This window comes from Streptomyces sp. NPDC005576 (assembly GCF_042871745.1).
Classification (GTDB): Bacteria; Actinomycetota; Actinomycetes; order Streptomycetales; family Streptomycetaceae; genus Streptomyces.
In genome coordinates this window covers 163,376-183,569 of the sequence record NZ_JBIAJC010000009.1, presented here as the reverse complement: position 1 = coordinate 183,569, position 20,194 = coordinate 163,376, and the positions used below count along the sequence as shown (strand labels likewise).

The 20,194-nt window shown below is 71.2% G+C and carries 14 protein-coding genes; 4 read left to right on the top strand and 10 right to left on the bottom strand.

Going from position 1 to position 20,194, the window contains the following annotated elements:
- Positions 1-107: 107 nt before the first annotated feature.
- Positions 108-1,478 carry a glutamate--tRNA ligase gene (gene gltX / locus ACFYPN_RS17985; protein WP_389299435.1) on the bottom strand — a complete coding sequence of 457 codons (1,371 nt, stop codon included), beginning with the start codon at positions 1,476-1,478 and terminating at the stop codon, positions 108-110.
- Positions 1,479-1,605: 127 nt separating this feature from the next.
- Here gltX and ACFYPN_RS17980 point away from each other — a divergent pair, with 127 nt between their 5' ends.
- A complete protein-coding gene (locus ACFYPN_RS17980; protein WP_389299231.1) occupies positions 1,606-2,790 on the top strand; it encodes a helix-turn-helix transcriptional regulator in 1,185 nt (394 codons plus the stop codon).
- A gap of 648 nt (positions 2,791-3,438) precedes the next feature.
- Positions 3,439-4,233 carry an SGNH/GDSL hydrolase family protein gene (locus ACFYPN_RS17975; RefSeq protein ID WP_358764657.1) on the top strand — a complete coding sequence of 265 codons (795 nt, stop codon included), beginning with the start codon at positions 3,439-3,441 and terminating at the stop codon, positions 4,231-4,233.
- A 179-nt stretch (positions 4,234-4,412) separates the two neighbouring features.
- Here ACFYPN_RS17975 and ACFYPN_RS17970 read toward each other — a convergent pair whose 3' ends face one another.
- Positions 4,413-4,859 (bottom strand): nuclear transport factor 2 family protein, encoded by a 447-nt coding sequence (locus tag ACFYPN_RS17970; protein ID WP_358764658.1) that lies wholly within the window; start codon positions 4,857-4,859, stop codon positions 4,413-4,415.
- Between the two features lie 236 nt (positions 4,860-5,095).
- Between ACFYPN_RS17970 and ACFYPN_RS17965 the strand changes: the two genes are divergently transcribed.
- Complete coding sequence (locus ACFYPN_RS17965) at positions 5,096-6,961, top strand: prolyl oligopeptidase family serine peptidase (RefSeq protein WP_389299229.1); 1,866 nt, start codon at positions 5,096-5,098, stop codon at positions 6,959-6,961.
- A 62-nt stretch (positions 6,962-7,023) separates the two neighbouring features.
- Complete coding sequence (locus ACFYPN_RS17960; RefSeq protein WP_389299227.1) at positions 7,024-7,944, top strand: SURF1 family protein; 921 nt, start codon at positions 7,024-7,026, stop codon at positions 7,942-7,944.
- A gap of 176 nt (positions 7,945-8,120) precedes the next feature.
- Here ACFYPN_RS17960 and ACFYPN_RS17955 read toward each other — a convergent pair whose 3' ends face one another.
- The 8 genes from ACFYPN_RS17955 to ACFYPN_RS17920 form a co-directional block, all read right to left on the bottom strand.
- Positions 8,121-9,680 (bottom strand): hypothetical protein, encoded by a 1,560-nt coding sequence (locus ACFYPN_RS17955; RefSeq protein ID WP_358764664.1) that lies wholly within the window; start codon positions 9,678-9,680, stop codon positions 8,121-8,123.
- Between the two features lie 425 nt (positions 9,681-10,105).
- Entirely contained in the window at positions 10,106-10,690 is a 585-nt protein-coding gene (locus ACFYPN_RS17950) for a SigE family RNA polymerase sigma factor (RefSeq protein ID WP_358764698.1), read from the bottom strand.
- A gap of 772 nt (positions 10,691-11,462) precedes the next feature.
- Complete coding sequence (locus tag ACFYPN_RS17945) at positions 11,463-12,542, bottom strand: aspartate-semialdehyde dehydrogenase (RefSeq protein ID WP_358764666.1); 1,080 nt, start codon at positions 12,540-12,542, stop codon at positions 11,463-11,465.
- Positions 12,539-13,810, bottom strand: a complete 1,272-nt coding sequence (locus tag ACFYPN_RS17940; RefSeq protein WP_266707105.1) for an aspartate kinase — start codon at positions 13,808-13,810, stop codon at positions 12,539-12,541. Before ACFYPN_RS17940 ends, ACFYPN_RS17945 begins: the two co-directional genes overlap by 4 nt.
- Positions 13,811-14,101: 291 nt before the next feature.
- Entirely contained in the window at positions 14,102-16,042 is a 1,941-nt protein-coding gene (locus ACFYPN_RS17935; protein WP_389299222.1) for a LamG domain-containing protein, read from the bottom strand.
- Between the two features lie 363 nt (positions 16,043-16,405).
- Complete coding sequence (locus ACFYPN_RS17930; protein WP_389299220.1) at positions 16,406-17,923, bottom strand: hypothetical protein; 1,518 nt, start codon at positions 17,921-17,923, stop codon at positions 16,406-16,408.
- Between the two features lie 548 nt (positions 17,924-18,471).
- Positions 18,472-19,458 (bottom strand): hypothetical protein, encoded by a 987-nt coding sequence (locus ACFYPN_RS17925; protein ID WP_389299218.1) that lies wholly within the window; start codon positions 19,456-19,458, stop codon positions 18,472-18,474.
- 78 nt (positions 19,459-19,536) lie between these two features.
- Positions 19,537-20,172 (bottom strand): TetR/AcrR family transcriptional regulator, encoded by a 636-nt coding sequence (locus tag ACFYPN_RS17920; RefSeq protein ID WP_389299215.1) that lies wholly within the window; start codon positions 20,170-20,172, stop codon positions 19,537-19,539.
- Positions 20,173-20,194: the final 22 nt, after the last annotated feature.

Below are 20,194 nucleotides of genomic sequence, written 5' to 3'. Positions count from 1 at the left end.
GTCGGCCGTGGACGCTCGCACGCCGCCTGCCCGGCCCAGATGGTTGCTACTTGAACGCAACGGTACAACCCGGACGGGCACACCGGCATGCCTCGCCTGTTACGGGATTACGACTGGACGGCCAATTTTTCGTAAGCCGTGTCCAGCCGGTCGAGGACCCGGTCGCGACCGAGGAGTTCCATGGACTCGAAGAGCGGCAGCCCGACCGTGCGGCCGGTGAGGGCGACGCGGATGGGTGCCTGGGCCTTTCCCAGCTTCAGCCCGTGCTGCTCGCCGACCGCTACCAGCGCCGACTTCAGGTCGTCCGCCTGCCATGCGGTGGTGGCGAGCGCGGTGCGTGCGTCCCGCAGGATGGCGTCCGCGCCGGGTTTCATCGCCTTGGTCCAGGAGGCTTCGTCGCGGACCGGCTCGGCCAGGAAGAGGAAGTCGACGCAGGCCGTGATCTCGGACAGGACCGTCAACCGGGTCTGCGCGAGCGGAGCTGCCGCCTCGAAGACGGCCGTGTCGAAGGCCGCCGGCTCCCAGGGGGCGTGCGGGGCGATCAGCCACGGCGCGCAGGCCGCGGCGAACTGCTCCGGTGCGAGCGCGCGGATGTACTCGCCGTTGAAGGCGGTCAGCTTCTTCACGTCGAAGAACGCCGGTGAGGTATTGACGTCCTCGATGCGGAAGAGCTGCTCCATCTCCTCGTAGGGGAGGATCTCCCGGTCCCCGCCGGGGCCCCAGCCGAGCAGCATGAGGTAGTTGACCATCGCCTGGGGGAGGAAGCCCTCGGCGAGGTAGTCCTCCAACGCCACCTTGTCCCGGCGCTTGGAGAGCTTCTGGCGCTTCTCGTTGACGATCACCGGCAGGTGCGCCCAGCGGGGCGGTTCGGCGCCGAGCGCTTCCCACAACAGCTGCTGCTTCGGGGTGTTGGAGAGGTGCTCCTCACCCCGGACGACAAGGGTGATCCCCTCGTCCAGGTCGTCCACGACGTTGGCGATCAGGAAGACCGGGGAACCGTCGCCCCGGGCGATCACGAAGTCCTCGATGGCGCTGTTCGGGAACGCGGGCTCGCCGCGCACCAGGTCGGTCACGACGGTCTCGCCCTCGTCCGGGGTACGGAAGCGGAGCGCCCGCCCTTCCTCGTGCGCGAGGCCCCGGTCGCGGCAGTGGCCGTCGTATCCGAGGTGCTCCGAGCCGGTGCGCTCCTTGAGCTGCTCGCGGGTGCAGTCGCAGTAGTAAGCGCGGCCGGCGTCGTACAGCCGCAGCCCGGCCTCGATGTGGCGGGACGCGTTGTTCGACTGGAAGTAGGGGCCCTCGAAGGCCGGGTCGTCCTCGTGGATGCCGATGGCGGCCAGGGCGTTGATGATCCCGTCGGTCCACTCGGGCTTGTTCCGGGCCGCGTCGGTGTCTTCGACGCGCAGGACGAAGGTGCCACCGCACTGTCGGGCGACTGCCCAGTTGTAGAGGGCGGAGCGCGCGCCGCCGACGTGGAACATGCCGGTGGGGGAAGGGGCGAAACGGACACGAACCGGGGCATCAGACATACCGACCACCCTACCGACGTGCCGCCCGCCTCCATTCAGCATTATCCACAGACCTACTTTGCAATATGATCAACGGATATTGTGGTCAGCACGGTTGTGCGGGCGGCAGCAAGGGGGGCGGGACCATGTTCGAGCCCACACCCGGCCGGAGATCCCCCTGAGCACCACCGGCTCCGGCCCGGCGGGCGGCGCGGCCGGGGCACCGAACGCCAGGGGCTCCGAGGACGCGCTGCTGACCCTGCTCGGGCTGGACCCGCTGGAGGATGCTCTCTACCGGCTTCTCGTGGACCGCCCCGACAGTGAGCCCGCGCTGCTGACCAAGGAGTTGGCCGCTCCCCTCCCGGCCGTCCGCGACGCACTGGAGTCACTCGTGGTGCGCGGACTCGCGAGCTCCGCCTCCGCCGGCGGGGCCGTACCGCGTTACCGGGCGGCCTCTCCCGTGCTCGCTCTGGGCCCTCTGCTGGAATCCCGGCGGTCCTCCCTGCACCGGGTCGAATCCCTGATGGCCACCCTCACCGAGCGGCACCGGTCCGCCCAGGCCCATGCTTCGGGGGCACCGGTCGAGGTGCTTTCGGGGGCCGCGGCCATCCGCCGCAGGCTGCTGCTGATGCAGGAGCAGGCCACCACCGAGGTGTGCAATCTGATGCCGCTCGGAGAGCCGCGGCACTCCGTGATCAGTTACGAGGACAACCACGCGGAGATCGAGGGCATCCTCATGCGGCGCGGAATCGCCCTGCGGACCGTCATCGAACGCGACTGGCTGGAGAACCCGGACACCGCGGAGGCACTGAACGCCTATGTCACCCAGGGCCAGCAGATCTCCGTGGTGGACAAGCTGCCGATCAAGCTGGTCATCGTCGATCGGCGGATCGCGCTGCTGCCCCTCGATCCGGAGCGCGAAGACATCGAGCCGGTCGCTCTCGTCGTCCACCGCACCGGGCTTCTCATCGCGCTCAGCTCTCTCTTCGAGACACAGTTCGAGCGGGGGACGCTCCTCCGCCCCTCCCCCGCCGCGCTTCCCGAGGACGCCTCCGGCTCCCTTCTCGACCCGACCGACCGCAGAGTCCTCGCCCTGCTGCACCTCGGTCTCACGGACTCGGCCATCGCCCGCCAACTCGGCATGGGTCATCGCACCGTTCAGCGCCGCCTCCAGAGGCTCATGGCGCAGGTGGGGGCCTCCACGCGTTTCCAACTCGGCTGGCACGCGGCACGGATCGGCTGGCTGGCGGACACGCCCTCCCCGACCGTCACGCAGGAGACGTAGGCGCCACCGCTGCCACGGGTGGCCCAGGCGCCCCACGTAGCCCAACTGCCGCAGGCGACCCAGGTGACCCAGCTGCCGCAAGGGCTCTGAGCAAAGCGGGCGGCCTCTGGGCGCGAAGACGAGCGTCCGGGCCTCGTCCGGTGCGGCCCGGGTCTCGCCGGAATGCACCGCGGTGCGCCGGGTGCGGGGAAACGGTAGTACCGGGCGGGACGATGCAAAACGGTCCGCGACGACGGCCGTCGGACGGACGAGGGATTACGGAAAGTGACCCCGGCGCGGTGGTCCCGAACTGCATGCCCGATGCGGGGCGTCACCGGTGGGCGACATCGCGGGTAGGACGCCCCCACCCGTGCGGGTGGTTTCTGGTGAGTAGTCAGCATCTGGCGGAAGCCGTGAACCTTGTCGTCAGAACCCCTTCAGCGCCGATCAGCCCTCTGATCCGCGCGCCGAGCCTGCGCCCCCAAGTGCCCCGATTTTGACCAGTGTTCAGGGTTTATCTACGCGCGGAGCTACGGCTACCGAACGATCATTCGGGCATATCAGACGACTTCCCGCACAGCCATTACCGGCCGGTACTTCGAGCTGCTAAAAACTGTCTGCTCCACGAACTCCCCTCGCACCCCCCACCTTCCGAAGGGGCCATCGGCCATGTCAGTGCGTAGATTCTGGGCGTCCGTTTCCACTCTGGCCATCGCAGCCGTCGCCGCGCTGGGAGCCGCTCAGCCGGCCTCCGCCGCTACGGGCGGTTACGTCGCTCTCGGCGACTCCTACTCCTCCGGAGTCGGCGCCGGCAGCTACATCTCGGACAGTGGCGACTGCCACCGCTCGACCAAGGCGTATCCGTACCTCTGGGCCGCCGCCAACTCGCCGTCCTCCTTCGCCTTCGTCGCGTGTTCGGGTGCGACGACATCGACCGTCGCGAGCGGTCAGCTGAGCGCGCTCAGCTCCTCGACCGCACTGGTCAGCATCTCCGCGGGCGGCAACGACGTCGGCTTCGCCGATGTCATGCAGACCTGCGTGCTGTCGAGCGAGGCCACCTGCGTGAGCAGCGTGAACGCGGCCATCACCAAGGCGCAGAACGTCCTGCCGGGCAGCCTCGACTCCCTCTACACCTCCATCCACGCGAAGGCCCCTTCGGCCCACGTCGTGGTCCTGGGCTACCCGCACTTCTACAAGATCGCGGGGAGCTGCATCCTGGGCCTCAGCGAGAACTCACGGAAGGCGATCAACAACGGGGCGGACGTCCTGAACACGGTGATCGCCAAGCGCGCGGCCAACGCGGGGTTCACCTACTCCAGCGTGGTGGACGAGTTCACCGGCCACGAGCTCTGTTCCGGTGACCCCTGGCTCAACAGCGTCACGCTGCCGATCTACAACTCCTACCACCCGAAGGCCGCCGGTCAGTCGAGCGGCTACCTGCCCGCCTTCCGCTCGGCCATCTAAGGGCTGTCCCGGCTGGGCTCGCTCACCGGGCTCACGCCGAGCACCCCGCGTCGCCTTCGCTCCCTCGACGCCCACAGAGCGCCACCCCCCACACGCACAGGGCTCCTCCGCCGCAGACCGGCGCCGGGGCCCTGTGCCGTTGCGCGCCCCGGGCGCGCCCGGCCGGTGGGCCTCAGGACTCAGACCCGCTCGACGAGGTATTCGCGGCCGGTCGGCGGCTGGTACGGCTCCGGCCAGAAGTCGGTGACGGCGGTGATGCGGCCCCTGGTGTCGAACGAGAAGAAGTGAATGCCGTCCAACTCCGCATCCCCCACGGTGAACAGCGTCCGTGCGGCGGCCTGTCCACCGACACCGGCCACGGCGGCACCGGCCGGGTGCTCGGGCAGGTCGGCAACGATCCGGTCGATCCGCACGTGCCAGTCGCCCGGGTACTCACGGTTGAACCGCACGCATCTCTCCTTGCCCCGGACCACCTCACGGGTCTGCGGCACTTCGAACACGACGTCGTCGTCGAGCGTGGCCGCGAACGCCTCCCAGTCACGGGCGTCGGCGGCGGTCCAGTACGTCTCCACGGCCTTGCGCAGAACAGCGGTCGAGACCGTGCCCGCGCTCATCTCTGCAGTCATGGGAGGAGTGTGGACCCCGCCACTGACAATCGCCCTGACCTGCGTGGACGGCGATCGACAAACGGTTCCGGCTCACCTGCCGCACGGGGGCGCGCACTCTCGGTCTGTCCGACGGAGGCCGGAACGCACCCCGGTGATCACGGCCGTGCGAAACTTCGGCGGCCCGCAATCCGGGTGATTTCGCGGTGAGACGAAGGGCCGTGCGTCCGGGGCTCCTCATCGGGTTGGATGGGGGCATGAGCGACACACAGAACGCCTCGACCCCGCCGGACTGGGAGCAGCGGTTCCGCGCCCCCCGGGTGTCCCTGCCCCAGTGGGCGGAGGATGCCCCGGAGCGCTCGCTCTTCGTGTCCAACGCGACAGGCACGTACGAGATCTACGCGTGGGACCGGAAGACCGGCGAGCAACGCATGGTCACGGACCGGCCGGACGGCACCACGGACGGGGCGCTCTCTCCCGACGGGGAGTGGATCTGGTGGTTCGACGACGGCCGTAGCTCCGGCGATCCCGGGTCGCCCTCGTACGGCGACGAGTTCGGTGTCTGGATGCGGCAGCCGTTCGGTGGCGGCGAGGACGTGCCGGCGGCGCCGGGGCTGGAGCCGTCGTATCCGGCCGGTCTCGCGATCGGGCGGGACGGCAGCGCCGTCGTCGGCCGCTCGACCGACGAGGACGGGACGACGATCCATCTGGCGCGGCCGGGCGGCGCGGCGCCCGTGGAGATCTACCGCCACCGCGAGTCGGCCGGGGTGGGCGATCTGTCGTACGACGGCAGCCTGATCGCGCTGGAACACACGGAGCACGGCGACGCGATGCATTCGGCGCTGCGTGTGGTGCGGCCGGACGGGTCGACGGTGGCGGAGCTCGACGACACCGAGGGCGGTACGAAGGAGTTGGGCCTGGCAGTGATGGGGTTCGCTCCCGTCGCGGGCGACACCCGGCTGTTGGTCGGGCACCAGCGGCGCGGGCGCTGGGAGCCGATGATCTGGGACCCGGTCGCGGGCACGGAGACGGAGCTGGCGCTCGATCTCCCCGGCGACGTGAGCGCCGAGTGGTATCCGGACGGCTCCGCGATCCTGATCGAGCACGGCTTCGAGGCCCGGAGTGAGTTGTGGCGCCATGAGCCGGGCCGGCCGGAGCCGGTGCGGGTGGAGACGCCCGTCGGTTCGGTGTCGGGTGCCACGGCCCGACCGGACGGGACGGTGGAGTACCTCTGGTCCTCGGCCGCCTTCCCGCCGGTCGTCCGCTCCACCACGGGCGCGGTGGTCCTGGACCCGCCGGGCCCGAAGGCCCCGGCCTCGGTGCCGGTGCGGGACGTCTGGGTGGAGGGGCCGGGCGGGCGGGTCCACGCACTGGTGCAGACTCCTGCTTCGGGCGAGGGCCCGTTCCCGACAATCTTCGAGATCCACGGCGGTCCTACGTGGCACGACAGCGACGCGTTCGCCTCGGGCCCTGCTGCCTGGGTCGACCACGGCTTCGCGGTCGTACGGGTGAACTACCGGGGCTCGACGGGGTACGGCCGGGCCTGGACCGACGCGCTGAAGCACCGGGTCGGGCTGATCGAGCTGGAGGACATCGCGGCGGTCCGGGAGTGGTCCGTCGAGTCGGGCCTCGCCGATCCGGACCGTCTGGTCCTGGCCGGTGGGTCCTGGGGCGGGTATCTGACCCTGCTCGGTCTGGGTACCCAGCCGGACGCCTGGGCCCTGGGCCTGGCCGCCGTACCCGTCGCTGACTACGTCACGGCGTACCACGACGAGATGGAGGCCCTGAAGGCGATGGACCGCACTCTGCTGGGTGGCACTCCGGAGGAGGTGCCGGAGCGCTTCGAGGCGTCGTCGCCGCTGACGTACGTCGACGCAGTGCGCGCCCCGGTGTACATCTCTGCGGGCGTCAACGATCCGCGCTGCCCCATCCGACAGGTGGAGAATTACGTGGACCGGTTGAAGGCCCGGGGCGCGGTGCACGAGGTCTACCGCTACGACGCGGGGCATGGCTCGCTGGTGGTGGAGGAGCGGATCAAGCAGGTGGGACTGGAGCTGGACTTCGCGTTGCGCCATCTTCCGGGGGCGCGGAAGTCGGAGGCGGACACCTCTTCCCTCGCGTAAGAGCCGGATAAAGGGGCGGCCCCCGCTCCCGGCCGGTGGAGCGGGGACCGTACGGTAAGGGGGTGTACCGGTTCCTGCTGACCCCGCGATGGTGGGGGATCAACCTCTTCGTCGTGCTGGCCATTCCGTTCTGCGTGTTCATGGGCACCTGGCAGCTCGGCCGCTTCGAGGACCGCGTGCACTCGCACGAACAGGCCGAGAAGCAGCCGGACCCGGGCACCCGCCGGGCGAAGCCGCTGGACTCGCTGTTGCCCGTGGACACCGTCACGTCCGGCCGTCCCGCGACGGCCACGGGAACGTTCGCGGACCAGTTCCTGGTCCCGGGGCGTGAGCTGGACGACCGCGACGGGTTCTACGTCCTGGACCTGCTGCGTACGGACAGTGGCAAGGCCCTGCCCGTCGTACGCGGCTGGATGCCCGGCGGTACGGAACGCGCGCGGGAGAACAACACGATCCCTCCGGCACCCACTGGCGAGATCACGGTGACCGGTGACCTCCAGGCTTCGGAGAGCGCCTCCAGCAAGGGCGTGAACAGCGCGGGCGGGCTCCCCGACGGGGAACTCGGCATCATCAGCGCGGCTTCGTTGGTGAATCTCGTGCCGTACGACGTGTACGACGCCTGGGTGACGCTCCCGGCGAGCGGCATCGGGGGCGCGGACGACTCCGGCAACGGAATGCGGGCGGTCCCGGCCGCAGCCGTGGAGGGCAGCGGGCTGGACCTCAAGGCCTTCCAGAACCTGGGCTACACCGGGGAGTGGTTCGTCTTCGCGGCGTTCGTGCTCTTCATGTGGTTCCGCCTGCTGCGGCGCGAGGCCGAAGCGGCCCGGGACATCGCCCTGGGCCTGGTCCCCGACCCTGCAACCGCCACCGCGTCCGCGTCCGCCGCCACCGCGGCAGTCGCACCGCCCAGGTCGGGGGCGGTCGCCGCCGAACCGGGTGACCCCGTCGGCACTGCTTCAGGGACGACGCCCCGCAGCGAGTGAGGAGGCCGCCAACAGGCCCGGCGGGCCTCACCGGCCCCCGCGGTCTCACAGCCCTCACCGCTTCGGGCGGTCCCGAAAAGCCTTCCGTGCCGTCGTGGGCTGGCGCGGCCGTAGTGGCCGTGATGGGCCGTCGCGGCCGTGGGGGGCCGTGATGGCCGGGGTGGGCCGCCGTAGGCTCAGGAGGCCGCGAGGATGCCGGTGCGGTAGATCGTGCCCGCGCAGGCGTGGGTGATCGTGGTCTCGGCGGTCGGCGCACCCGCTTCCGGGGTGTGCGTCACGGCGATGGTCCCCTCGGTCGGGTCCCCGTCCGCCGTCAGGGTCTGCGTCTCCACGTTTGCCGCCTGGTCCTCCCCCTCGGCCGCCCCCGACGGGGCCACGGTCGGCGTGGGCGTGGGGCTCGCGGCCGTGGGACACGTGTCGCTCGGTACGAAGGCGAACTGCACCTCGTACGCCATCTCGGGCTGCAACAGCATGGCTGTGGGTTCGGCGGTGGGGTCGGGCAGTCCGGCGGCGGGGTCACCCGCGACGTGCTGCACGATCGCGATCTTCGTCGCGTCCGCGGCGCCCGTGGTCGTGAAAGCCACTGTGCCAACGGTGCTGACCGAGCAGTCGGTGGCGGAGGTGTTGGCGATCCGGAAGGTGCCGTAGACCGTCCCATTCGCGTCTGCGGTCCCGGCGGACGCCGAGGCGACACCGAGTTGACCGGGGGCGCAGGCGGGCAGGGCGGCGATCGAGGCGCGTTCCTCGTCGCTGACGGCTCCGGGAAGGGTGCTGTCGGAGTCCGTCGGGCCGTCGGTCGCGGAAGGAGCGTCGCTGGGGTCGGGCGCCCCGCTGGGCCGGCCGTCCGTGCCCGCCGTGGGCTGTCCGGCGCTCGGCTTCTCCCCCACGGCAGCCCCGGACGCATCGCCCTGCTGGCTCTGGGAGTTCTGGTCGTGCCCGATGAGGGAGGGGGCAGCGGTGGCCACGCTCTCGGAGTTCGCCACGTGCACGAAGGCGGGCACGGCGGTACCGATCAGAAGGGCCGCGGCAGCCGCGCCGATGACGGCCTGGCGGCGTCGCGCCCGCCGGGCGGGTACGGCCCGGTGCAGATGCTCCAGTGCGTTCTCGGTGGGTTCAAGATCCTGAACGGCTCCCCGCAGCAGGCGTCGCAGCGCCTCTTCGTCGGCCGTGCCGCCCGCGTCTCCGGCACCGCCCACGTCACCGGCACCACTTGAGCCGCTGCCCCTCCACGTGCTGCCGCCCCAGCCGCTGCCGCTCAGGCCGCTACTGCCCACCCCGCTGCCGCTCAGGCCGCTACCCAAGCCACCGCTACTCGGGCCGCCGCCGCTGCCGCTCAGGTCGATGCCGCCCATGTCGATGCCATCGCCGCTGTCCGCCGTACCGCCGCCGAGGGCCCGGCCGAGGCGCGTGGCCGAGCCGCGTGGCGCGAAGAGGTGTGTCAGCGTGCCGGTCCCGGAAACGTCCTCACGGAAGCTGGGCGCCTTCTCGCGGGGCCGGAACGGGTAGTCGCCCGCGCGGGGCGCCTTATCGTGCTGCGCGGAGGTTGCGTCGGCTGCGTCGTTCGCTCCGGCTGCGTCGCCCGGAGCGCCCGGAGCGCCCGGAGCGGCCCGATCGGCCGGATCGGCCGGATCGGCCGGATCGCCCGGTCGGGCACCGGTCACGTCGACGGCCGAGAGGGCACCGCTCACGTCGGCCGGGGCGTCACCGCTCACGTCGGCCGAGGATGCAGCAGCCATGCGGTCGGAAGCGTCGCCGGGCGTTTCCGCCGGGGCATCGCTGGGCCTCTCCGGCGAGGCGACGCCGGCTGTTCCGACGTACCGGCCGGACGGTGTGTGTGCCGGAGGGTCGTGATCCTCGTCGCCACCGCGCGCACGACCGCTCGGCTCGCCCGCCTCCGCCCGTTCGCCCGCCTCCGCCCGTTCGTCCGCCTCCGCCCGTTCGGACGGTTCGCCCGCCTCCGCCCGTTCGGACGGTTCGGCGCCCGACTCGGCCTGACCGGCCTGACCGGCCCGGCCGGGGGACGTGCCCGTCCCAGCTGCTCCGGCCGGCTCGGCGGAGCGCTCCGGACGGGGATCCGCGCTCGGCCCGTGGCTCGTGTTCGGCCCGTGGTTCACAGTTCCGCTTCCCGTCCGGTCCGGTTCGTGGTTGAGGGGGCGACCGCTCATGCCTGCGCCTCCATCACCAGACGCAGAGCGGCGATCCCGCGCGAACCGTACGCCTTGACCGACCCCAGGGAGATACCGAGGGTGTCGGCGACCTGCGATTCGGTCATGTCCGCGAAGTAGCGCAGCACCAGCACTTCCCGCTGCCGCCGCTGGAGGCCCTTCATCGCCTTGATCAGCGCGTCCCGCTCCAGCTGGTCGTACGCTCCCTCTTCCGCGCTGGCCATGTCGGGCATGGGCTTGGAGAGCAGCTTCAGCCCGAGGATGCGGCGACGGAGCGCGGAACGGGAGAGGTTGACGACCGTCTGCCGGAGGTAGGCGAGCGTCTTCTCGGGCTCCCGCACCCGGGTGCGGGCCGAGTGCACACGGATGAACGCCTCCTGTACGACGTCCTCGCAGGAGGCGGTGTCGTCCAGCAACAGCGCGGCGAGGCCGAGCAACGAGCGGTAGTGGGCACGGTAGGTCTCGGTCAGATGGTCGACCGTCGTTCCCGCCGCCACCGCCTCCTCAGCGCCCTCGCGCTGCGAGGGGAACCTTACGGGGCTCGTCGTGCTCGCAGCGGTCAGCGGGGCGATCACCGGCATGCCGCCGACCGCACGGGGCTTGCGGAGCGGGAGCACGGAGATGCCCCGCAACGAGCCGACCACCGGAATTTCGAGAACCTCTGCCACGCCAGTTGGACACGCTGCCCCCCGTCAGGGTTGTACGCGTGCGGCAGCGCGTTCAGCTCTCTGCGACTCGCCCTCATACGTACCCGCTCTTCCCCAATTGCCCTATTGGTGCGCCCGTCGCGCAAGAAGTGACGGCGAAGACGCCGAACAGCCGCCTCGCGGTTGCACAGGACCGCAGGCTCATCGTCGGATATGACAACGCCCCAGCTCAAGGGGTTAAGGAAGCCGAATTGAACATGTGACCTTCACAGATCCCACAAAACTCTTTCGATCAGACATTTCGATGGCATATGAAATTTGATGGCTCCGGAGACGGCCCCGCCGCACGCCGGAAGCGGGCCGGAACGACCTCCCCCTCGGCCCGGAATCATCGCGGAGCCGGCTCAGGACAGCCCAGGACCAGCACGGAGGGAGCGGAGATCGAAGCGAACCAGAAAGAGAACAGAAACGAAGACCGGAACCGAACACGCGATCCAACACCGCGATCCAACGCGCCGCGATCCAACACCACGACCGAACGCCGCGGTCGGCGGACACCGGAACTGGACACCGGAACCGGACACCGAGAGGAACTCCACCGAAACCTGTCGCCCGAAACCCCTGCCCAAACACCCGTCCGAAACACGAAACACCCGCCCGGAAGGTCATCCGGAGCGAATCTCCGTGACACGTTCCAGGGCGTGCTTCAGGCCCTGCGCCCGGAGGCCGCCAGGGATTCGGCGATCTGGGCCACATTCAGGGCCCCGCCTTTCCGCAGGTTGTCCCCGCAGATGAACATCTCCAGGCCCTGCGGGTCGTCCAGGGAGCGGCGTACTCGGCCGACCCAGGTGGGGTCGGTGCCCACGACGTCCGCCGGGGTCGGGAAGTCGCCCGCGGCGGGGCTGTCGAAGAGGACGACGCCGGGGGCGGTGGCCAGGATCTCGTGGGCCCGGTCGACGGTGACCTCGCTCTCGAAGCGCGCGTGGACGGACATCGAGTGCGTGGTGACGACGGGGACGTACACGCAGGTGATGGCGGTACGCAGCTGTGGAAGGCCGAGGATCTTGCGGCATTCGTCGCGGATGGCGAGTTCCTCGGAGGACCAGCCGTCGCCCGCGTCCGTACCGGCCCAGGGCACGACGTTCAACGCGACAGGGGCGGGGAACGGGCTGGTGGGCCGGTCGCCGAGTGCGCGGCGTACGTCTCCCGGGCGGGTGCCCAGCTCCGTGCCGACGGCGAGGCTGCCGGCCACGAGGCTCAGTTCCTCGCGCAGGGCGGCGACGCCGTCGCGGCCCCGGCCGCTGACGGCCTGATAGGTGGAGACGGTCAGTTCGCGGAGGCCGAAGGCGGCGTGCAGTGCGCCGACCGGGACGATCAGCGAGAGCGTGGTGCAGTCCGGCGAGGCGACGATGCCGCGGGGGCGGGTGCGGGCCGCGTGGGGGTTGACCTCGGGGACGACCAGGGGCACGTCCTGGTCGAGGCGGAAGGCGGCGGAGCCGTCGACCACCGCGGCGCCCCGGGATGCGGCGACGGGCGCCCAGAGGGCCGCCACCTTCTCGGGCACCAGGAAGACGGCGATGTCCACGCCGTCGAAGGCGTCCTCGGTGATCGGGAGGACTTCCTTCTCCTCGCCGCGTACGGCCAGCTTGCGGCCGGCCGAACGCGGTGAGGCGATGAGCTTCACCTCGCCCCAGACATCCGCGTGCTGCGAAAGGATCTGGAGCATGACGCCGCCGCTCGCCCCGGTCGCACCGACGACCGCGAGCGAGGGGCGGCGTGAGGTCATCGGCCGGTGCCTCCGTAGACGACGGCCTCGTCGGAGTCGCTGTCGAGGCCGAAGGCGGTGTGCACGGCGCGCACGGCCTCGTTGACGTCGTCGGCGCGGGTGACGACCGAGATGCGGATCTCGGAGGTCGAGATCAGCTCGATGTTCACCCCGGCGTCGGAGAGCGCCTCGAAGAATCCGGCGGTGACGCCCGGGTTCGTCTTCATACCGGCGCCGACCAGCGAGATCTTGGCGATCTGGTCGTCGTAGCGCAGCGAGTCGAAGCCGATGGTGCCCTTGGCCCGCTCCAGGGCGTCGATGGCCTTGCGGCCCTCCGCCTTGGGGAGGGTGAAGGAGATGTCCGTCAGCCCCGTCGCGGCGGCGGAGACGTTCTGCACCACCATGTCGATGTTGACTTCCGCGTTGGCGATGGTGCGGAAGATCGCGGCGGCCTCGCCCGGCTTGTCGGGGACGCCGACGACGGTGATCTTGGCCTCGGAGACGTCATGGGCGACTCCGGAGATGATCGCGTGCTCCACCTGCTGGTCCCCTTGCGGCTCGTTGCTGACCCACGTGCCGCGCAGTCCGGAGAAGGACGAGCGGACGTGGATCGGGATGTTGTATCGGCGTGCGTACTCGACGCAGCGGTGCAGCAGCACCTTGGAACCGGACGCGGCCAGCTCCAGCATGTCCTCGAAGGAGATCCACTCGATCTTCTGGGCCTTCTTGACGACCCGGGGGTCGGCGGTGAAGACGCCGTCCACGTCGGTGTAGATCTCGCAGACCTCGGCTTCCAGTGCCGCGGCGAGGGCGACGGCGGTGGTGTCGGACCCACCGCGGCCGAGGGTGGTGATGTTCTTGCCCTCCTGGCTCACGCCCTGGAACCCGGCGACGATGGCGATGTTGCCTTCGTCGATCGAGGTCCGGATGCGGCCGGGCGTGACATCGATGATGCGCGCCTTGTTGTGGACGGAGTCGGTGATGACACCGGCCTGGCTGCCCGTGAACGACTGGGCCTCGTGGCCCAGGTTTTTGATCGCCATCGCCAGCAGGGCCATGGAGATCCGCTCTCCGGCGGTCAGGAGCATGTCGAACTCACGCCCGGCAGGCATCGGTGACACCTGCTCGGCGAGATCGATCAGCTCGTCCGTCGTGTCGCCCATCGCGGACACCACGACAACCACCTGGTTGCCGCTCTTCTTGGCATCGACGACTCGCTTGGCGACGCGCTTGATGCCCTCGGCATCGGCTACGGATGAGCCTCCGTACTTCTGCACGACCAGGCCCACGTGCGCTCCTCGCTCATTCCATTACTGCGGTCGGCTCAGTTTAACGAGCGGCCCGGAATCTCCCCGTCCTTACCAGATGGTGAGATGTCCCGCCCACCACCTGGTCCGGCGTGTCGACCCGGGCCGCTCGTACGGGGTCTATGCCCACCCCACCGGCCACCACGCGCGTCTGTGGTCCAGCCCACACGTTGCGCACCGGCTCCGCAAGCCGGGCGCGGCCCCCGGTCGCGCCCGTCCAGGGACGTGTGCGGCCGGGGACCGCGTGCACCGAAGCGCGCTCTGTGGTGCTTTTCAGCTGTTGAGACCGAGGTCTCGGACCTTGAGGCCCGGGAGGGCTCCCTCGAACACCCGGACCTCGTCGACCGAGCCCCGCAGGTAAGAGCACCAGCCGCCGCCGGGCACCGGGCCCCGGCCGATCTGGAGGCCGCCGGTGCTCGTCCAGCCGGAACGGAAGTGAACGCTCACCCCGGTCTCCTGGGCGTCCACGTAGAGCGTGACCCGGTCGTTCACCGTGTCGTGGACGACGGCGACGCGGTGCAGGCCGCCGGGCGCCGCCCCGGCGCTCACGGTCGTCACCTCGGCGCCGGGAGTGCCGGCGTGGGAGACGCTCAGTTCCCAGTTCTGAGTGGCGGGCACGTACCGGACCTGGAAGGCCGCCGTTCCGTCCTCGTCGCCCTGGGAGAAGAGCGTCATGGCGGGGTCGTCGGCGCTCACGTGATCGAGCATGACGAGGGCCGCGACGGTGTAGCTGCGGGCGGTGTCGACGACCGGCTGGGCGGTGGCGGCGTAGTCGTCGATTCCGTCGAGCGCGAGGTCGGCCCGGCCTCGGAGGGGGTCCTTGTCCGGGAAGCACTCCGGGTAGAGGTCACACCAGTCGTCCGGTGACGGCCACTGGTAGAGGTGAGCGCCGTCCCGCAGGCTCAGCGGCTGGTCCGCGCCCACCGAGGACGGGGTGGCTCCGTCCGTGCTGGTCTCCATCGACCAGCGGGCGGTCTCCGTCGCCGGGGGCACCTCGACCCGGGCGAGCTGGGTGATCTCGGCGGGGATGACGACCCGGTCGTACGCCCGGAGGTCGCCGATTTCGCCTTGCCAGCGGTCGCGGTAGCCGAGCTTGCCCCGGGCGCGGCCGATCTGGAAGTCACCGGACACCTGTGCAGGGTCGATCGCGACCGGTGTGCCCGTCTCCTCGCCGTTGACATAGAGATGCGCGAGACCGGTCTCGGCGTCGTACGTCCCGAGGACGTGGGACCAGCTGTCGGCCTCCGGGGTGCCGCCGGTGACGCGCTCCGCCCCCGCGCCGAAGGACCACTGTGCGCCGTCGTCCCCCGCCCGCAGGCCCAGGGTGAAGGCGGGGGCGCCGTCGGCGTCCTGGGAGGCGACGGTCATCGTGCCGTCGGTGGTGCCGGGGCGTACCCAGCCACCCACCGCGAAGGTCTCCGCGGTGTCGACGACCGGCGCGCCCGGGGTGAGGAAGCCGTGACCGGTGCCGTCGAGCGAAACGGTGGAGGTCAGCGCGGTGCCTTCCGGCGCCGGCGCACCGAACGTGACGCCGGTTCCGGCGCGGGCGGCCGTTCCGGTGACCGGGGCTGCGGTCCGGGTACCCACCGGGTCGGCGAGCTGCCACTCGGCGACGGGGCTGCGGGGCGGGGCCGGATAGAAGTCGTAGATGGTCGAGGTGCTCCGTCGCCCGGACCGGTCGAAGGCCGCGACGTCGACTCGGTGGGTGGACGAGGTGGCGAGGAACCGGACTTCCGCCGCATGGTCGGGACCGGTCGCCGCCACGCTCTGCTGCGGGTGACCGAGGAAGGTGTAGCGGTACTCGACGACGTCATCGGAGGACGACTGGAAGCGGAAGGTCCCGTACGTGCCCTGCTCCGCGCCGTAGAACACATCTTCCGGGAATTCCGGGGACGACACGACCGGGGGCTGCGGGGACACCTCATCGATGACGAACTCGCAGGCTGGAGTGGCCGTGTCACTCCACCCGGACACCGCCGCACCGTCGTTGGCCCGCACGTGCCAGGAGATGACGGTGTCGGCCGGGAGAGCAGCACCCCTGAGGTAGGTGTCCCACCGGGAGGTGAGACCGGAGGGCAGGGGGGTGGAAGGGGAGTACTGGAGGCGCTGTTCCGTGCCGTCCGCGTCCGTCCACCAGATCTCGAACTCTGCGTTGACCGAGTTACTCCCACCGGGCGCGTCATCCTCGGTCGGGTCTCTGAGTACGGCGGACAACGTCGGCGCCCGCCCCACGTAAGGCCGGTCCGCCCCGGAAGCACAGGGTTTTGAATCGGTTTTCAGATCGCCTACCACCGGTTGCAGCGGCGGCAAGTTCTCCACCGCCACCGCCACCCCCGAGGCGGTCAGCGCGATCACGGCTCCGAGGGCCGTCCCCGCGAGCCACCGTGAAGCGCCGCGCGCGAGACGCGTTCTCCCTCTGTCGTTCTCCGGCATGATCGCCGTTCCCCTCCCCTGTCGACACCCGTGGTGATCACGGGCCCAGGCAAGCTACCAGCGCCTGCTGACAGACCATCGGGAATTTCACCGGGCTCGGAGAGGGGGCTCGCGCACGGGGCGCCCACCCGGACGGGCATCCGCTCACTTCCGACGCGGCACCGGCACCGTCGCCGGGCGGCCCGACGCCGCGCGGAGCTCCGCGACCCGGGCGGCGACGTCCTGTTGGTGCCGGGGGCGAGCGAGGAAAGTGTCGGGGACGTCGCCGGTGGCGCCGTTCGCCTCGTCGCGGTCGATGGCGGCGCGGCAGTCCCCACAGACCCCGCCGACGAGGGTGGTCGTGGTCTCGTCCTCGTCGCAGAAGAGGCACATCATCACGGCCCCGGCGATCTCCTCGTGTGCCGGGTGCGACGCGCGGGGGCCGGGCTGCTGAGTGGGGGGCATCTTGTTCTCCAGTCGGGTACGGAGGAAGGCAACGGCGGAATGCACAGACGCCGGGAGCCCCGACGCGAGGGCGTGGGTGATGCGGTCGCGCCCCACGCCCCGGTCCAGCCACTCGCCGACGAGGGGCTCCAACTCGAAGCACTCGTCCCCGGAGAGCTGGAGCCGGGGGTCACGGGCGCCGAGCGCGGCGAGCACGTCGTACGCCTCCGAGCGCGGCGCCCTGGTGCCGGGCTCCACCCCACCGGGCTCCGGCGCCGGGGCGGTAGCGGTGGCTGCGGCGGTGGCTGCGGCGGAACCGAACGGCGGCGCGTCCAGGGCGAGGGCGGCGGCGGAGCCCGGCGGGGGCGCGTCCATGCGGCCCGCCATCAGGTCCCCGAGCGAGGCGACCACCGAGGCCGTACCGCCGGGGCCCTCCGCCAAAGAGTCCTCGGCGCCGGGGCCCTCGACGGCGGGGTCCTCGGCGGCGGGGTCCTCGGCGCCGGGACCCTCGACCGCGGACCCTTCGGCGACAGGGCCCTCGGCCAAGGGCCCTTCGGCAGAGGGGGGTTCAGCGGCAGAGGGGTCGGCGGCGGGGCACTCGGCGGCTGGCTGCTCGGCGGCGGGCTGCTCGGCCGGGGCTCCGGCGCCGGCCGGGTGCGCCGCCTGCCAGGGCGCTGCCCCCGAAACCCGCGCGGCCGAAACCCGCTCGGCCGAAACCCGCGCCCCCGGAATCCGCCCGGCCGGAACCTGCGCGGCCGGATCGCCCGCGTGCCGGGGGTCCGCGTTCGGAAGGCCGGGGTCCGCGACCGCCGCCGGAGCGGGCGGCTGGCCGGTCACGTCGATGCCGCGCACGAACCGTACGAGCTCCGCCCACCAGGCCGCGTTCCGCGCGGTCCGGGAGAAGTAGGTCCGGGTCACCCAGTGCAGGGTGCCGTTGGCGCCGGTCAAGTGGACCTTGATGCGGCGGAGATGGCCTTCGCGGGTCAGCCGGTCGAGGGCGCTCCGGCAGGCCTGCTGGCCGTAGTCGGGAAGCTCCTCGGCGAGAGTCTTGTAGCCGATCGCGGCGCCTTCGGGCAGCCGGTCGATGTACGCGCCGATCGCCGCCTCCCTCGTCGCCAGGTGACCGAAGTCGCGGGCGTGCGGGGGCGCTTGGTCGGGCGCGTGGCGCTTGCCGTACCCGGCTTTCGCCATGGGATGGGCGGGCGCGCGCAGGGCGGCACTAATGTGGGCGCTAGCCATGGTGGATCGACTTTCTCTCGATCTGGCTTCGGTCAGACCCCGGTCGGTGTTGGTGCACCGCCGGGGTTGTCCGTTTTTCAGAGGTTTGAGGTTGCTCAACGCGAACGTAGAGCCTCGCTACGCTCCGGCGCAAGCCGATCACCTAAAGCCACCCTTTGGTGGCGTCCGGAGTTTCCGTCCACGCCTCCGCCCACACCTGGCCCGTGCCCCGACCGCGCCCATCCGCGCGCCGAAGCAGGGGACTTGGCAAGGAGGGTGGGTGGGTGGGATTCAACCTGACCACCCATTCATATAAAAAAGGGCTCGGAGTTCAGGGCTCGGAATCCGGGACTCGGGGTCCGAAACTCGGAGTTCGAGGCTCGGGGTTCGGAACCCGGGACTCGGGGCTTGAGCTCCGGGCCGACCTGCGCGAATGCCACCGGAACTGACCGGCAATCACCTGCCGGCAAAATCACTCGTCCGGGGCACCACCCCGCCTGAACACCCCTCCCCGACGGACCCCCCTCGGGCGCACCCCCTCCGGCGCACCCCCCTCCGGCGAACTCCCCTCAGGCGAGCACCCATCGCGGTGGGTGTCCGCCCTCGGCCGGGCAGACGAAGACGTGCATGTCCCTGTCACGGCCGAAGCGGAGTCGAGTGGGCTGGACGACAGCGGGGGCGTCACGGATCGACGCCCAGCCCCGCAAGAACGGGTCGCGGTCCTCCAACGGAACCCAGCTGTGGGCAGGACCATCCGTCTCATAGCCCTCGGCGGTCAGCAGCAGGCGCATCGGAGTCGTGCAGGACGCGCAGTCGACGGCCATCGGGCCCGTGGAGGCCCAGCTGGGAAAGCCGCCGACCCGCCAACCGGGCGGTATGGAGAGGTCGTACTGGTAGCTGAGGGCGTCGGTGCCGTGTGCCGCCTCCTGGGCCTCGTCCCAGGCGTCGATGCGCGCGATCAGCTCGGCGGGCAGCGCGTCGCCCTCCGCCCAGGGGTAGGTGTCCACCTCTTCCGGGTGGAGGACACACGGCTCGGGGAGGTCGTGCTCCCACCGGAGCATGGGCACTTCGGGCGGCACGGCGAGCGTCCGGCCCGCACGGTCGGCCTCTTCCGCCCGCCGCCACCGCAGGAAGTAGCGACGTTCGTGGTGCGGCCCATGGGCGAAGGGGCAGCGGAAGAGCTGCACCAGATCCGCACCGCCGGGCCCGGACGCCAGGCCCGGGACATCACGGCGGAAGAGCTGGGCGAGTGCCACGTACGGAGACGGTCCGGGCGGTGTGGTGCGGGGCCACGGCCGGCTGGGCGGGTGCACCCCCGCCGCGCGGGCGCTGCGGATCTCGTCCGGCGCGTACCCCTCGGTCTCGCGCACGTGCGGTTCGTCGCAGACCGGCCATGCCTCGCCCTCCGGCCACAGCATCGGCCCGCCGACATGGCTGTCGCGCACGCCGGGCCGTCCCCGCCGGGGGTGCAGGCGCGTCGTCCGGCCCCGCCGGGCGGCCAGCTCCGGGAGCACCGCCTCCACGGACACCGGCCTGGCCGGCGTGGTCCTCGTCATCCGCCGACCGTACGCGCCAGCCGTACGCGCGCCGTACGCGGTGCCCGAACGCGGGTGTTCCTCGCGGGAGTTGGCGCCTCAGTCCTGCCGCAGGGCCTCGGACGCGATCCGCAGCGCCTCGCGCGCGACGTCGTCCAGGGCCCGGTCGGAGCGCTCCGGGTTCCAGGCGTAGTCCTCGGCGGCGACCCGCAAGGCCACGTTGATCATGGCGGCGGTGACCCGGGGCGCCAGCGCGTCCGGTGACTCCCCGGTGCGCCGGGCGAGGGCTTCCGCAAGGACCGACTCGGCCTCCAGGTGGGTCTGGAGCCAAACGGCCCGGAGCCCCGGTTCGGTACGGGTGAGCCGGACCAGGCGGAGTACGTCCGCCGATCCGGCGGTCGGGCGCATGGTGTCGGGCCGCATGGCCTCCAGCACGTCGATCAGCGGTTCATGGCGGGAGCTGTCGCGGAGCGCCTCGGCGAGCGAGTCGACACCGACCGCGAGCAGCGGCTGTACGCACGCCTCCTTTGTGGGGAAGTACCGCCAGAGCGTGCGGGTCGACACGCCCGCCTCCGCCGCGATCTCGTCGGCGGAGGTGGCTGCAACGCCCTTCTCCGCAAAGAGCCGCACCGCGACTTCCGCGATCTCCAGCCGGGTGGCCGCCTTGCGGCGCTCGGTCAGCGGCGGGCGGCCGGGGCGGGCGGGCCGCGCTGCAGAGGTCTTGGCGTCTCCCATGGGCTCAGCCTAACGATCTCCG

What these genes read in the sequence shown, in the direction of transcription:
- ACFYPN_RS17925 (WP_389299218.1), bottom strand. Translation starts at nt 19,458, where the DNA reads ATGACGAGGACCACGCCGGCCAGGCCGGTGTCCGTGGAGGCGGTGCTC.
- ACFYPN_RS17930 (WP_389299220.1), bottom strand. Translation starts at nt 17,923, where the DNA reads ATGGCTAGCGCCCACATTAGTGCCGCCCTGCGCGCGCCCGCCCATCCC.
- gltX (WP_389299435.1), bottom strand. Translation starts at nt 1,478, where the DNA reads ATGTTCCACGTCGGCGGCGCGCGCTCCGCCCTCTACAACTGGGCAGTC.
- ACFYPN_RS17970 (WP_358764658.1), bottom strand. Translation starts at nt 4,859, where the DNA reads ATGACTGCAGAGATGAGCGCGGGCACGGTCTCGACCGCTGTTCTGCGC.
- ACFYPN_RS17975 (WP_358764657.1), top strand. Translation starts at nt 3,439, where the DNA reads ATGTCAGTGCGTAGATTCTGGGCGTCCGTTTCCACTCTGGCCATCGCA.
- ACFYPN_RS17965 (WP_389299229.1), top strand. Translation starts at nt 5,096, where the DNA reads ATGAGCGACACACAGAACGCCTCGACCCCGCCGGACTGGGAGCAGCGG.
- ACFYPN_RS17920 (WP_389299215.1), bottom strand. Translation starts at nt 20,172, where the DNA reads ATGGGAGACGCCAAGACCTCTGCAGCGCGGCCCGCCCGCCCCGGCCGC.
- ACFYPN_RS17950 (WP_358764698.1), bottom strand. Translation starts at nt 10,690, where the DNA reads ATGCCGGTGATCGCCCCGCTGACCGCTGCGAGCACGACGAGCCCCGTA.
- ACFYPN_RS17955 (WP_358764664.1), bottom strand. Translation starts at nt 9,680, where the DNA reads ATGGCTGCTGCATCCTCGGCCGACGTGAGCGGTGACGCCCCGGCCGAC.
- ACFYPN_RS17945 (WP_358764666.1), bottom strand. Translation starts at nt 12,542, where the DNA reads ATGACCTCACGCCGCCCCTCGCTCGCGGTCGTCGGTGCGACCGGGGCG.